We start from the raw sequence: 13723 nt of genomic DNA, 5'->3' as shown, positions 1-13723 counted from the left end.
TGGCCAGTCCGGGAACGCTTCCTCTCATCGAGCTTCCTCGATTCGGACGTGATGCTGGTAGGAGTAGATGAGGCTGTTGTCCGCGAGGGTCAGGTGGTTGGTCTCCAGCCCGCGTTCCCCTGTGATCGGGTTGGCTCCGAACAGACGGACTTCATTGACCATGTCGACGCCAGGAAGGCGCTGAAGCAGGGCGTGGATCTCTCCGGTCTGCACGTCGCGGCCGAAGGGCCATCCTGTGCTGTCGGGGCCGCCGGTGATGGGGTTGAGGTAGTTGTAGAGAGCGTCGAGCGCTGCGGTGCGCACCTCAGCCTGGTCTGCCTGGCGGCGGGCGGTGACACTGGCGACGATGGTGATGCCCTGATAGCGGGGCGGCTCGACCAGGACCCGTACGCCGATCAGCCGGACCTGGTCGAGCCGGGTGGCGATGCGGCGCATCAGTTCGGCGGGCGGTGCGAGGTCCTCGAAGCGGACGCGGCCGTTGTCGCTGGCGGCTGAAGGGACGACCAGTACTTTGACCGAGCCTGCGTCGACGGCTTGTTCACCGGCGGTCAGGCAGTGCACGCGCGTGCTGGGGGCTGCGCCTTTGGCGAGGACCTCGTAGTCCTCGGCGGTGACCGCGCGGGTGCGGGACCGCAGCAAAAGAGGGCCGCGGGTTTTGGCTTCCTCGATGGTTTCGCCGTCGCTTCCGCCGGTGGCCGCATCAAGGTTCTCCACTCGTGCCACGAACGGGACCGATGACTTGAGTGTCTGGACCGCTCCCTTGGAGACGTTGCCGCGCCGTCCGCCGCCCGTGGCGTAGCGGTGCAGGCAGATCACTGCCTCACGCGCAGGGACGGCGCCGTACTGCCGTATGGTGCCGTCGGGTTCGCGCACGGCAGGCCCGAAGTGAACGGTGCCGGTATAGCCGTCCAGCACGAAGTGCCGGTCGGCGGGACCGCTGGCGGCGAAGGAACGGACCGGCTCCCAGTCGTCCCAGCCGTCATCGGAGCTGATCTTGAGCTGTGCCGGGTAGGAGCCGCCGAGTACGGGGGTGCGCAGCACGGACAGGGTCTGTCCGGGCACGCCTTCGGACATCCCGAGGACTTCGTCCTGCACGACATCTGCCTGGATGGCCTCCACGGACCCGCCGATGGTATCGGCGCTGACGTCCTGGACGAGGGGAGAGGAGCTGTAGGCGGGTTGGCCCTCTTCGGTTTCGGTGACGATGGCGCGCAGCCAGCCGGCTCGCTCGCTGTCGATGACGCTCACTTCGTGCCGGCGGGGCAGGTGCAAGACGACGGAGCCGTCACGGTTGAGGCCACCGGTCTCGTCGTTGAGGACGGCGCAGTCGGCCCAGTCCTCGCCGTCCCATGCCTGCCATGTCAGCGGCGGGTCGCTGGGGTCGACGCCGACGCCGTCGATACGGCAGGTGAAGTTCAGCCGCACGCAGCATTGCGGAGCGGCATCGCTCAGGCCGATCAGCAGCGCATCGCCCGGGCTGGGGGTGGTGCTGAAGGCAGGGAAGCCGGTGTTGCCGGTGAGCCTGTCCGGGACGGCGTACTGGGAAGCGGCGGCATAGGTGCGTACGTGCTGCAAAGAAGTGGGAACGATCAGCAGGTCGTGGACGGTGGTGAAGACGATCGGGTCCTCGGTCTGGGTGCGCACGGTCGCGGCCTGGGTGCCGGAGGGGAGGACGTGGTCGGTGCGGGCGGGCGCGGACAGCCAGAACGTCAGGGCCGTGCGTGCGGGGGTGGGCGGCAGGATGTACACGCCGATGAGTTCCAGGAACTTGATGTACAGGCGGTCCGGGACACGGTTGAGCCGGTACAGCAGTTGGTCCGTCATGTAGGCGAAGGTCTCGATCAGGGTGACGCCCGGGTCCGAGACGTTGTGGTCGGTCCATTCGGGGCAGCGCTGCATGACCATGCGCTTGGCTTCGTCAACGAGATCCTGGAAACGGCGGTCGTCCAGGTGAGGCGCAGGTAGGACCATGTCAGTCGCTCCCTTCGTCGGGGATGCTGTAGAAGGGGAAGACCAGGTTGCGCTGGTCGTTGGTGGCCTTGGTCGTGTACCGGATGTCGATATAGATCAGGGCCTGATCGTCCGGATCAGGGTAGGCGTCGACGCTCTCGACAATGACGCGTGGTTCCCAGCGCAACAGTGCGTTGTGCACTTCACCGGCTATCTCCGCGGCGGTCTGGATGCTCGCGCCGCGGAAGACATAGTCCCTGAGACGGCAGCCGAACTCGGGGCGCATGGGCCGTTCGCCCGGGTAGGTCGACAGGATGAGCCGCATGGCCTTGATGAGGCAGTCGTCATTGGCCACCATGGCGATGCCGCCGCTGGCGGTGGTACTCATCGGAAAGGCCCACCCGATGCCGGTGAAGTCGGGGCGAGTGTTGTGCATCGCTCACGCCTCCTTCGGCCGGTCCTGGAGGGTGCAGTGCGGTGCCCGGGGCAGGCAAGGTGCCGCACACGGCGCAGATGCGCGCTCTGTTCCGTCCCGGTGCCTCGGATGGCTCCCACTGCTGCGGGCAGGGCCTGGGGACAGCAGGGCCCGCCTGCCGGGGTGGGCGGTTGAGCAGTGGTGCCGCGAGAGGTGCATGGGATTCTCCGGGGAATGCGGGGTCAGGCTCCGAGGTCGATGGAGGGAGACTTCAAAGCGATCGACTGGGGAGCGCTCATCTCGATGGAGGTCTCAGCAGTGAGGCTGATTTTGAGAGCCTTGACCGCGACTTCGGCGCCGCCCTCGACATTGACTTTGCCGCCCTGCCCGGAGTTGATGTTGATCGTGCCGCCCTCGCCGCATTCAATGGTGATTGTTCCAGCGGGATTGGAGCTCTCCGGCGGCACGGGTTTGCACGACAGCGTGACCGTGCCCATCTTCTGGTCGATGGACAGGGCGATGTTCTCGGACTTGGTGCCCAGCACCACAGAGGATTGCAGGCTGGGGCCCCCGACGGTCGCCACGTCGTGGAACGTCAGCCGGTTTCCTGTCGGAGAGGCGAAGCCCCGCCTGACCACCTGCCCGGCCACGGGCGGCATCACCGCGGGGCCGCCCAGTCCGTCCAAGTGGTAGCTGCTGTTGTTGTTGAGCAGGCCACCGATGACATAAGGGCGGCGCACATCACCGAATTCGAAGCCCACCAGAACCTCGTCGCCCACCTCGGGAAGGAAGTACGCCCCGCCGTCGGCTCCGGCGCCCACCTGCACCACCCGCGCCCAGTCGGTGACATAGCTGGGAGACAGCACGGGCAGCATCACCTTGACCCGGCCCTTGGGGGGCAGGCCGGTGTCGCCGGTGTCCGTGACGATGCCGCACAACAGGCCTTCGATACGCGGCGGCGCGCCCTGGCTGGCGCCCATAGAGGTCAGCCCGAGCAGGGACCGGTCGTGCCGGCCGCTCACCCAAAAACGTGTCCGGTAGCCGCCGTCGTCGGCATCAAAGACATGCTGGGCCCGCGTCACCCACCACTTGCCCTCGAACTGCAGGGGAACTCCGTCGACACTCACGGCGCGGCCGGCCTGGATGTCAGGGTGACCGATGGCGACCCCCTCCGCCTCGGCATACGTGCTGCCGATCTGCTCGGCCAGCCCCGCGGCAGCATCGGCGACAGCCATTTCAGGAAGGAGACCGTCGCCGGCAGGACGGTCGTTGACCACGAAAGCATTGGGATTGGGCAGGGAGAGCAGTTGCGCGGCAAGCCGGGGGTTTGCTGGAGGCGGCGGCGGAATCGGCACATTGAGGCCGGCGGCGCGCCATGCCAGAACGGCGGGTTTCAAGGTGATGTCCATGAGGTCGGCTGTCGAGCCGCTGACCGCCTCGCGAGCCACCATGGCCTTGGCATTGTCGCTGTCCCAGCTGCGCACCTCGACCATGGACGTCAGGTTGGCGGAGGTGACGCTGGGCTGGAAGGACAGCAGGTTCTTCTTGTAAGTGAGATCGAACCCTGGCAGCAGGGACAAAAGCCCTGAGCCGGAGGCCTTGCGGAAGTAGAACACCCCGTCCCTCACGCCGGTTTCATAGCCGATCTCCCGCGCACGCTGCTTGAGGAACTCCCAGTCGGTCTGGTTCACCTGCGGCATGTGTGTGTGGATGGTGAGCGTCGGCTCAACCTCCATCGGGACCAGGCCCGCCCCCTCGGCGATCTGCATAGCGATGGAGGAGTCCGTCTCCTGTGTGAAGACCCGGGTGCGGCGGGCGTGCTGCAGGCGGTGGGACCGGTCCAGGCCGCGGACCACGGTGAGGACCTGCATGTTCTCGCACACGGCCTCGATGGAAGTGACCTCTCCGCCCATCAGCTCACTGGCGTCGGGCACGCCCGCTGCCTTCCCCGTGATCACCACCCAGGAGCCGATCATCAGACCGCTCTCCATCGCCGAGTTGGTCGTGCTGCTCTCGAGGAAGACCAGCTCGAACATGTCCGGCATGTGCAGGTGCGTGTCCACGGAGACGCGGACAAGCCGGTCCGAGACCAGCGGCGACAACGGCAGCGCGGCCGGGAAGACCTCCCCGACCAGCACACCGGGACGAACGGTTTCCGCGGCCTGCGACAAAAGATTGGAGAACATCAGTCATCCCTCATCGGTGATCTCGGACATGTTGGGGAGATACACGTACTGCCCGGGCTTCACGCGCAGCGGATCATCGATCCCGTTGGCCTTCGCCAGAGCCCGCCAGTGCTTGGGATGGCCGTAATGCTCGGTCGTGATCTGTGTGAGGTTGTCTCCCTCACGCACCAGATGGCTGCTGCGCCCGGGCAGCCCTCCGGAACTGGGGTTGGTGGGCAGGGTTCCCAGAACGTTGGGCTGCTCCCGCATGGAGAGGGAAACAGTAGCGCGCAGGGGGAGCCCCAATTTGTCGAAGCGGTCGTAGGCGATGGTGACGTCCTCCAGCCTGACGAGGTAGAAAAACCCCGCGGCAGGTGGACCCCATTGGAACGACAGCAGGGGCAGTTCGGTGGCGATCGGGAACCCCGGTATCTTCAGCGACGCCAGGATCGTGGGGGGCGCGCACCAGCCCATGAGCAAGTCGCAGCGGGCCTTGGTGTCCTGGCCCGACAGGATGATGTCGCCGATCGAAATGCCGGCCAGCGGGCTCTTTTCCAGCAGAGTGGGGCTGGCGCCCTCCGCCATGGCGCGCGAGCTGGTCTTCGGGGTCCGCTTGAACTGGATCTTGAGGGGGTTGTAGTTGAACAGCACGAAGCCGGGCGCCGCCGGCGAGATGGACACGAGCTTGGCACGGTCATGGCCAGGCGCCCAGTTGGTGTATTGGGGAGGAGCAGTCACTTTCTACATCCCTTGGCTACAGGAATCCCTGGTGGACAAGGTCCAGAGATTCCAGGGCGACGGCAGCGGTTCCCATGGCGTCGAGAGACGGACCCGACCATTTCGCAGGGAACACGTTGCGCAGGGTCCAGACGGCAACAACCTCGGTCAAAGAGGCGTCGTACAGTTTGATCGTCGCCGTACAGCCCCGGTAGGTGCCCCCCGTAGGATCCTCCATCCATAGCTGCGAGATATCCCTCAGCCACTGCTGGACCCTGGGGGAGTCAACGGCCGACATGGCCCGCTCGAGCGTGATGACCTGATATTCGAGTTGTTCGGGAAGCACTGCGGCCGGCTGGTCGTAGAGTCCTCCCTCATAGTGGAACTTGTGCTTGAAGCTGACGGTCATTCCCTTGCAGCTTTTCCAGCCGCCCAGGCCTATGCCGTCCACGTCGACCTGGAACCTCTGAGTGATGCCCAGGGGCGGAGCGTCTGTCATGGGTCTGCACGCCTTCCCTGCGGTGGGGTCACTGGAACTGCGTTTCGTCGGAGAGGAATCCCTCGTGGACGAGAGTCAGGGTCTCCATGGCAACCTTGCTCGCGGAGGCCTCGAACTTTTCCACCGCCCACTTCAGAGGCATGACGTTGACCAGGTCCCAGCTGGCGATCTTCAGGTTCTCGCTGTCGCCCAGCTCGATGGTCCCGGTGAACCGCTTCCGGGAGTTCGCGAAGGAGCAGTTCTTGAGCCAATCCTGCACCTTCATCGTGTCCTGGCAGGCCGCTCGCTGCAGGACGATGTCGGAGTACTTTGTGGACCCGGGAAAATAAGTCCGGCGATTTCCCGAGTCACCTGCACGGTATTCACACAGATTCCATGAGACGTCCAAGCCGGACGCCGACGACCAGTAGCCGAGGTCGACGGTGTTGTCTTCGAGAACCACCTTGAACCGGTTGGCAAGGGCGAGTTGATCGAGGTTGCCCATTTCATTTCCTTTCTCATCTGTAATCGCTGAGCATGCCCGCGCGTGCGCGGTCGTTTCTCAGTTCCGCAGCCAGCCGGCTGCGCAGCCGGCTGTAGAGCCGGTCGGCCAGTTCGTCCAGGTTCAGGGCGTCCGTGGCGATCTGCTGTTTACCGGCCTGCGGGGCCGATGCGACTGCGGTGGTCAGGGCCGTTGTGGCCGCGGTGACCGCCGCGGTGCCCGTCGCGGTGCCCGTCGTGGTGACCGCCGCGGTGCCTGTCGCGGCCGGTTCGGTGCCGGAGTCGAGGTCGAGGGCGTCCTGGCCCGCTTCGGAGCGGGCGGGATCGACCCATTCGCCCGGGGACTCGAAGACGCCGAAAGCCTGTCGGATCTGCTTGCGTTTCTTCCCGAAGACTTTCAGGCCTGTCAGGGCGTCCAGTGTTCCGGCCAGTTCCATGCCGGCTTCGGCGGCCAGTGCTCCGTAGGAGTGCCCGGAAGAGACAATGATGGAGGGATAGATAGGTGATTTCTTCGTGCCGAGGAATGTCTTTTCCGGAGGGGCCTCGATCACGATGTCTTTTTCGGCTTTTGCCGAAGGCCGTTCAGTGATCTTGTAGTGGGTGATGCCGGCCTGCTGCAGTACCCTTTTCGCTTCTTCCAGTGTCATGCCCACGATTTGAGGCATCCGCAAGGGGTGCTCGTCGGAGGCCGAAGGCATCTTGGCTGCTGCAGCGCTGGGGCGGGCCGGCTTCTCGGCCGCAGCGGCACCGCTTGCCGCGCCGGCCGCGCCGTCCCCCTCCACCACCCCGGCGGATCCGGTGGGCAGGACGGGGAGCGTGGAGGCGGCCGGCGTGGCCGGCGTGGTCGTGGCCGGCGTGGTCGGCGCGGCAGAGGAGGTGCCCGGGCTGCCGGTAGCGGCAGGGGAAGTGCCGGGCGACGTCCCCGTCTGCTTCTCTGCGTCCTTCCTGGGCGGCGCAGACGTCTTTCCTGCGGACTTCTTCCCGGACTTCTCCGACGTCTCGGAAGCCGGTTTTTCCGTCTTTTCGTCGCGTTGGAAGACGCCGAACTGCTGGCGGACGTTCTGCGCGTACTCGTCCTTCCACTTCAGGCCCAGCATTGCGGTGGCTGTCTGGAGGGTTGAGGTGGCCGCATCGCTGAACGCGGCGTCCCGACTCCGGCCGCTGGAGATCGTCACGATGACCTGGGTTTCCTCGAGGTAGGTCTTTCCCTCCCCGGGTGACACCCCGATCACGATGTCTTTCTCGGAGGTGCTCTCCCGGTAGCGCCTGGTGATCGGGTTCCTCAGCTTTTTCAGCAATGGCTGCAGCTGGATCTCGGCCTCGCGCCAGGTCAGCCCGATGATCTGGGGGATCTTGGGCAGGGAACCGTATCCGCTGCCGTCGCCCTCGAGCTCGTTGAACAGCCGGACCGCCGCGTCGAATTCTCGTTCCTCTTTACGGCTGATGTCTTCGTCGGTGAACCCGGTCTTTCCGTCCGTCCTCCAGCGGACGGCCGTGTTCATCGCCTCGACCCGCCTGTTTTTGAGCCAGACAGGATCGGTGAGTTCCTCCTTGGACGCGTGTTTCCAGATTTCAAGCTCCGCCTCGTGCACCCCGATGGCGAAGTTGTCCCGCAGGTCCTCGATCCGGTTGTACCGGTCGTGGTTCAGGTCGCTGAGGATTTGCAGTTTGACCTGGAGCAGCTGCTCCTCGCCGAAGTGCTGGGTGACGGCGGCGGAGCTGTCGACGGAGTCGAGGGCCTCTCCGGAGCCGAGCACGAGGTGGCCGGCCCCGTCATGGTGGGCCAGGCCCTGCCGCAGCAGCTCTTCGGCGAGCTTGCCGATATACCGGGAGGGATCCAGGGCGGGGGAGTGCATCAGCTCTGCCGGGCCCGCGGCAGGTCCGGCGCCGGCCGACAGCACTCCCTCGCCGGCGCGGGCTTGGGCTTCCAAGGCTTGCCCGTGCGGCGTGTGCGGGTGCGGCAGGGCGGCACCCAGAGTGCGCTGCTGCACCACATGCACCAGTTCGTGTCCGAGCAGGGGACGGGCCCGGGGGCTGTCCAGAGGACCTTCATCGGCCGGCAGGAAGACCGCCCCGCCGCGGCTGAAGGCCCGCGTGTTGCGGCTGCGGGCCTCGGTGGCGGCCTCCGGGCCGCGGAAGACGGGAACGCGCGATATGTCGGTGTGGTAGCTGGCCTGGAACGTAGCGGCGACGGCGGGCGGGACCCGCTCGACACCGGGCGGGTCGGCCGGCGGCAGCACGACCTGGGCATGCGGCTGGGGCTGCACGGGAGTCGGACCGGGCTGGTAGCGCACCACCGGCGCCGTGGGCGCCGCCGTGGCCGTCTCACGCGCCGCAGGCGGATGCCGCAGCGCAGCAGGGGCTTCCCGTGCGGCGGCAGGCTGCGGCGCAGCAGGCGTTTCCCGTGCGGCGGCAGGCTGCGGCGCAGCAGGCGTTTCCCGTGCGGCGGCAGGCTGCGGCGCCGGAGCAGGAGGCGGGCCGGCGGCCGGTTCCTCCTCCGCATCGTCGTCGGAATCGCTGTGCTGCTCCTCGGCCGGATGGGTAAGAGGGGCTTCGCCGGGCGGCTGGGTCAGCGGCGCGCCCAGGCCGAGCCGGCGGCTCTGGCCCAAGTTGCGCCTGCGGGACGGCCTGGGCGCACCGCTGCCAGGCGCCGGCTGCAGTGGCGCAGGAGCCGGAGGGCCTGAGGCAGGCGGGGGCTGGGCGGCCTCGTCGGAAGGCAGAGGCCAGGGCGCCGTCCAGGACGTCATGCCCTTCAGCGGCTCGTCCCGGCTGGGCAGCGACGGCGCGGCCGGCTGGTCCGGCACAGCCGCGGCCGGCTGATCCAGCGCAGGGAAGAAGGGTGCGTTGCCGGCGGCCCGCAGCCACCCAGGGGCCCTGTAGGGCTCGGCGGGCTCCTGCGGCTGGCCCACCCAGGCATCCACCGCCTCGGTCAGAGGGGCCGACGGCTGGGGGCGAGGATGGTTCAGTGCCCGCACCGGCCGGGCGGCGGGCTGCGGCAGCGGTTCGACCGCCGGCGCCTGGGCCGTCGGGGGCCCGGGCGCCGCCGTGCGGGGCAGGCGCAGGGCGCGGCGCCGGGCGGCGGGCGGCTGCGGCTGGGAGGGGGCGAGCGCCGGGGCGGCCAGTCCCTCGACCCGACCCGCCGGAGCGGGCTCATCGAGGGGGACCGCCGTGCGGTGCAGCAGAGAACGGGTGCCGCTGACGTCGGGCAGGCCGGCGACCGGTACGGCGATCGCGGGCGGCGCAAGGACCGAAGGACGCAGGGCGGGCAGCGCTGCCCAGTCCCGGCCGGCCCTGGCCTGCCCGTCGGCTCGCGCCGTGTCACTGGCCGACCTGTCGGGCACGCTGCCATCCGCGGCCGGTTGCCGGGTGCCGGCACGGCGAAGCGGCCACCGCATGGCGACTCCTTTCTGTGCTGTTGCTGCCGGTCATCCGGCCATCCGGGTATGGATCTTTCCGACTTCCTCGATGAGACGCTCACGCACCGGATGCTCAAGATCGAGGATCGTCTCGAACGGCCAGTGCAGGTAATAGGCGACGTACGCGGCTTCCTCCCACAGGCGGTCAGCCGCGTACGTCACGATCCCCCCGAGGCATCACCCGCTACGTCCACGGCGAAGTCGTGACCGCACGCAGGGCAGGACACGGCGGCCTCGGTGTGGCCGTCCTGGTTGATGCGCCGGTAGAGGTCCTGCAGGAACGCCAGGTCGGAAGCGAAAAGGTTTTCGATGACGAAGGTGTCCACCTCCGACACCGACCCCAGACTGGTCACGGTGCGTTCCAGGAGCAGGACGGTCAGGTAGGCCGGGTTCTGCCGCACCCGCTGGTCTGTTTGCGGCAGCAGCTCGTCGCGGGCTGTGGCCAGCCGCATCACCCCCTCGCGGTGCACCTGGCCTGCCTCGTCGACGTAGCCGCGGGGCAGGACGAACGGGTACTGCGTGCGCATGCCGCCCTCGGCGGTGGTGGTCACGGTCACGGCGCCACCCGCTGCAGGTGCTCGCACACGAGGGTGACGGTCTCCATGAGCACCTCACTGCTGCCCGCCCGCAGCGCCCCGACCTCCAGCTTGGACGGCCAGGCGTTTTGCAGGTAATAGCGGGCGACAGGGGTGCCGTCGGAGCTGTACATGACCAGTGAGGCGCTCTTGCGGGCGGCGGTGAGGTCGCCGAGCAGCACCGTCTGGTGCCATGACCACAGCTCCAGGCCCGAGGTCTTGCCTCGCTTCAGTACAACGGTGGGGGGCTTCGCCTTGCCGGGCAGTTTCTTGAAGATGATTTCCTTGTCGGAGGAGGAAAGATAGTCCACCGGTTCCACTTCGGTGACGATGCCGGAGAGTTCCGAGAAGGAAGCGATTTCGTATCCGTCGATCACCACGGCGAACCGTGAGGCGGTTATCGCATCGTGCGGTTGAGCCATTACATGTCTCCTTTACCGGCTTTATTCCTCGAGTCCCGCGCCGTCGGCGTACTGCGAGATTCTGAACACGACGAATTCGGCCGGTTTGACGGGGGCGATGCCGATCTCCACATTGAGGATTCCCTGGTCACGGCTTGAGGGCGGGTTGTTCTCCTCGTCGCACTTGACGAAGAAGGCCTGATCGGGAATCCGGCCGAAGAGGGCACCGTCGCGCCATACGCCGCGCAGAAACATGGTGACGGTGCGTTTCACCGAGTCCCACAGCTTCTGGTCGTTCGGTTCGAAGACGACCCAGTTCGTTCCCTGCAGAATGGATTCCTCGACGAAGTTGAACAGGCGGCGGACGTTGATGTAGCGCCACTCGGCGTCGCTGGCGAGGGTGCGCGCGCCCCAGACACGAATGCCCTGGCCGGGGAAGGCGCGGATGCAGTTGACCCCGATGGGGTTGAGCTGGTCGTGCTCTCCACGGGTGATGTTCAGTTCCAGGGAGATCGCTCCGCGGACGACTTCGTTGGCGGGCGCCTTGTGGACGCCGCGGGTGGCGTCGTTGCGTGCCCATACCCCTGCGAGGTGGCCCGAGGGGGGAATGTGGACCGCCTTGCCCGCCGCCGGGTCCATCACCTTCACCCACGGCCAGTACAGCGTGGCGTACTTCGAGTCGTAGCCGGCCGTCTCCGAGCGCCAGGTCTTGATCTGCTGGGCGTTCATCTGCGGCGGAGGGTCGAGAATGGCCATCCGGTCGGCCATCAGCTCGCAGTGGGCGATCATCCCCAGCTGGACCGCCTTGACCCCTTCCAGGTCGATCAGGCCGTCCCGGTAGGCGCTCATGAGGTCCGGGACACTCAGCATGGTGACCTCGTCGATCGCCTCCAGGCCGGCAAAGCCCGTGCGGTCGCCGGAGTCGCCGACGTAGTCGCTGGCCGATACCCGTTCGGGAGCGGACTCGGAATCCGGTGCCGCCGGCGCCGGCAGGTCGACCTCGCCGTGGTTGGGCACCAGCTGGGCGGCGCCCTTGGCCTCCTCGATCACGATCAGCCGGGAACGCTGACGCACGGCGTGGACCACATTGCGGGGGCCCTTCTTGACCGTGACGTTGTCGAAGGTCTCCTTCTCCTTGCCGTCCTGCTTGATCACCAGCTTGAAGGTTCCTTCGGCCGGCTCGGACGGCTCGGTCACCACCACGGACAGCGATGGCGCAGCCTCGGCGTCGGATTCCTTGACCCGCACCACGAGCGCAGGCCGGGCACTGTCCCCGGAACCGGCGGTCAGCTCGGCCTGGGCCGGCGAAGCCGTTTCGGGCTCCTGCTCCTGCCCTCCTCCGATGCGCACCACATAGGCGGTGCCGCCGCCGTTGAGGAAGTACCCGTAGACGGCGTGGGCGAGGTAAGCCCCTTCTGTGAAGTCGCCGAAGGCCTGGGTGAACTGCGTCCAGTTCGTCACAAGGGTGGGCTCGTTATATGGGCCCTTCTGTGCAAAGCCGACAAACGCGCACACCGCGGTGCCCACGCCCTCGATGGGTTTTGAGCCGGAGGAAACTTCCTCCATGTACACACCAGGTGAGAGGTAACTGGGCACATGCCCTCCTGCAGCAACAAAGGTTCGGCTGACATCAGGAAGACTGTCAGCCCGTACCCGGCCTCTCCCATGGACCGCAGGGTGGCCAGCAAGACACCCAGTTCTGCGTCATCGTGCAGCGGCCTGTGTCCGCCCGGCGGCCCCGCAGCGGAGTGCGTTCGGGCCCGGCCCCGCGAGACAGTGGCGGACATGTTCCACGAAGTGGATGCCAGCCTGCACGCCTTCCTCACGGACCGTCTGCCCGAGGGCACCGCCGTCAGCTTCGACGCGCCGCCCGGTGCCGACGGACGCCCCGACGCACCGCAGGTCTGCCTGTTCCTGTACCACGTGGCCGAAGACGCCGGCGGGCGTGCCGCCGGGTGGGGGGAGGTCCGCGACGAGCACCACCAGGTGATCAAGCGGCATCTGCCCCTGCGCCGCTACGACCTGTCCTACCTCGTCACCGCCCTGGCGCCGTCGGTCAAGGACGAACACCGGCTGCTGGGAGCTGTGCTGGCCGCGCTGGTCAACTACGAGTCCTTGCCGACGGCGTGCCTGAGCTCGTCCCTGGCGGCGGTCGGACGGCCGGTCCCCCTGCGGACTGCCGTCCTCGACCCCGTCGCGCCCGGATGGAAGCTGTGGTCGGCGCTGCAGATGCCCCCGCGTGCCTGCCTCGACCTGGTCGTGACCGCGCCTTTGCTGCCTGACCGGCCGCTGGAGCTCGCGAGCCCCCCCGACATTCTGGATCTGGGCATCACCCCCTCCTCCGACCCGGCGCAGGCACGCCCTCCCGTCATGCCCGGGCCCGCCGCCTCGCCGGTGCGGCGCTGGACCACCGTGCGCATCAGGGAACGCATCGGCACCCGCACCGATCCGGACGTGCCGGCCCCGAGCGCACCCCCACCGCAGACCGACCCGCCGGCGCCGAGCGAGGCGCCGGCAGAAGAAAGGGGAGACAGTCCATGGGAGACCAGCTGATCGTCACTGGTGACCTGCTCCAGGTCACCATCACCCCTCCCGCCGTCGTCCCCGAGCTGGAGGCACCGTGTCCGCTGACCGGTACCAGCGCCACCGTGAAGATCACGAAGAGAGCCGCGTGCCTGGTCGGTGACGAACTGCCCCCGGCGCTGAGGCAGCCGATGGCGTACATCTCACCGCCGTTCGTGGTCCCCGGAACGGGAACCCTGCAGCTCATCCTGCAGCCCATCAACATGACGCAGATGGTCACGAACGACCACAAGCCGATGCTGCTGAAGGGCGCCATGTTCGATGCGATCTTCACCGTTGAGTCGCCGGCCATGCAGGTCACCCCGCTTGGCTCAATCCCCGATCCGGTTCCGGTCAAGCAGGGCGAGGCAATCTTCCAGACCACCAATACGGTGGCCCGCGGGCAGTGACCGGCGTCCGCCTCGGACCCCCGGGCACCCGTTGCCGGCCTGCCCGGAGAGAGGCCGGAGGGGAGAATCAGATAGATTGCCCGCTTTTGCGTCATGATGGGTGGTGTACCTGAGAAGAACACAGCGTAAGAAC

At 67.3% G+C, this 13723-nt stretch carries 13 protein-coding genes; 2 read left to right on the top strand and 11 right to left on the bottom strand.

Annotated features, from left to right (window positions below):
* Positions 1–24: 24 nt before the first annotated feature.
* The 11 genes from OG331_RS03800 to OG331_RS03750 form a co-directional block, all read right to left on the bottom strand.
* Positions 25–1971: a putative baseplate assembly protein gene (locus tag OG331_RS03800; protein WP_406191552.1), complete on the bottom strand. Its 1947-nt coding sequence runs from the start codon at positions 1969–1971 to the stop codon at positions 25–27.
* Between the two features lies 1 nt (position 1972).
* The gene (locus OG331_RS03795) at positions 1973–2386 is read right to left on the bottom strand and encodes a GPW/gp25 family protein (protein ID WP_406191550.1); all 414 of its coding nucleotides are present in this window, start codon (positions 2384–2386) and stop codon (positions 1973–1975) included.
* 221 nt (positions 2387–2607) lie between these two features.
* Entirely contained in the window at positions 2608–4551 is a 1944-nt protein-coding gene (locus OG331_RS03790) for a phage baseplate assembly protein V (protein ID WP_406191548.1), read from the bottom strand.
* 3 nt (positions 4552–4554) lie between these two features.
* Complete coding sequence (locus tag OG331_RS03785) at positions 4555–5268, bottom strand: LysM peptidoglycan-binding domain-containing protein (protein ID WP_406191546.1); 714 nt, start codon at positions 5266–5268, stop codon at positions 4555–4557.
* Between the two features lie 16 nt (positions 5269–5284).
* Positions 5285–5746 carry a phage tail protein gene (locus tag OG331_RS03780; RefSeq protein WP_406191544.1) on the bottom strand — a complete coding sequence of 154 codons (462 nt, stop codon included), beginning with the start codon at positions 5744–5746 and terminating at the stop codon, positions 5285–5287.
* A gap of 28 nt (positions 5747–5774) precedes the next feature.
* Positions 5775–6230, bottom strand: coding sequence for a phage tail protein (locus tag OG331_RS03775; protein ID WP_406191542.1), 456 nt, complete (start codon positions 6228–6230; stop codon positions 5775–5777).
* A gap of 13 nt (positions 6231–6243) precedes the next feature.
* Complete coding sequence (locus OG331_RS03770; RefSeq protein WP_406191540.1) at positions 6244–8835, bottom strand: DUF4157 domain-containing protein; 2592 nt, start codon at positions 8833–8835, stop codon at positions 6244–6246.
* Positions 8836–9651: 816 nt separating this feature from the next.
* Positions 9652–9804 carry a DUF6760 family protein gene (locus OG331_RS03765; protein ID WP_406191538.1) on the bottom strand — a complete coding sequence of 51 codons (153 nt, stop codon included), beginning with the start codon at positions 9802–9804 and terminating at the stop codon, positions 9652–9654.
* Positions 9801–10199 (bottom strand): hypothetical protein, encoded by a 399-nt coding sequence (locus OG331_RS03760; RefSeq protein WP_406191536.1) that lies wholly within the window; start codon positions 10197–10199, stop codon positions 9801–9803. The genes OG331_RS03765 and OG331_RS03760 overlap by 4 nt, the downstream gene beginning before the upstream one ends.
* On the bottom strand, positions 10196–10639 hold the full coding sequence (locus OG331_RS03755; protein WP_406191534.1) for a phage tail protein: 444 nt from the start codon (positions 10637–10639) through the stop codon (positions 10196–10198). The genes OG331_RS03760 and OG331_RS03755 overlap by 4 nt, the downstream gene beginning before the upstream one ends.
* 21 nt (positions 10640–10660) lie before the next feature.
* On the bottom strand, positions 10661–12214 hold the full coding sequence (locus OG331_RS03750) for a phage tail sheath family protein (protein WP_406191532.1): 1554 nt from the start codon (positions 12212–12214) through the stop codon (positions 10661–10663).
* A 189-nt stretch (positions 12215–12403) separates the two neighbouring features.
* On the opposite strand from OG331_RS03750, the gene OG331_RS03745 reads away from it, so the two are divergent.
* Both OG331_RS03745 and OG331_RS03740 read left to right on the top strand, forming a co-directional pair.
* A complete protein-coding gene (locus tag OG331_RS03745) occupies positions 12404–13171 on the top strand; it encodes a DUF4255 domain-containing protein (RefSeq protein ID WP_406191530.1) in 768 nt (255 codons plus the stop codon).
* Complete coding sequence (locus OG331_RS03740) at positions 13156–13590, top strand: hypothetical protein (RefSeq protein ID WP_406191528.1); 435 nt, start codon at positions 13156–13158, stop codon at positions 13588–13590. The genes OG331_RS03745 and OG331_RS03740 overlap by 16 nt, the downstream gene beginning before the upstream one ends.
* Positions 13591–13723 lie beyond the last annotated feature (133 nt).

The sequence above is a fragment of the Streptomyces sp. NBC_01017 genome (assembly GCF_045162795.1).
GTDB classification, from domain to species: Bacteria; Actinomycetota; Actinomycetes; order Streptomycetales; family Streptomycetaceae; genus Streptomyces; species Streptomyces machairae.
The sequence above is the reverse complement of the archived record's forward strand: the minus strand, read 5'-3'. Positions and strand labels throughout refer to the sequence as shown.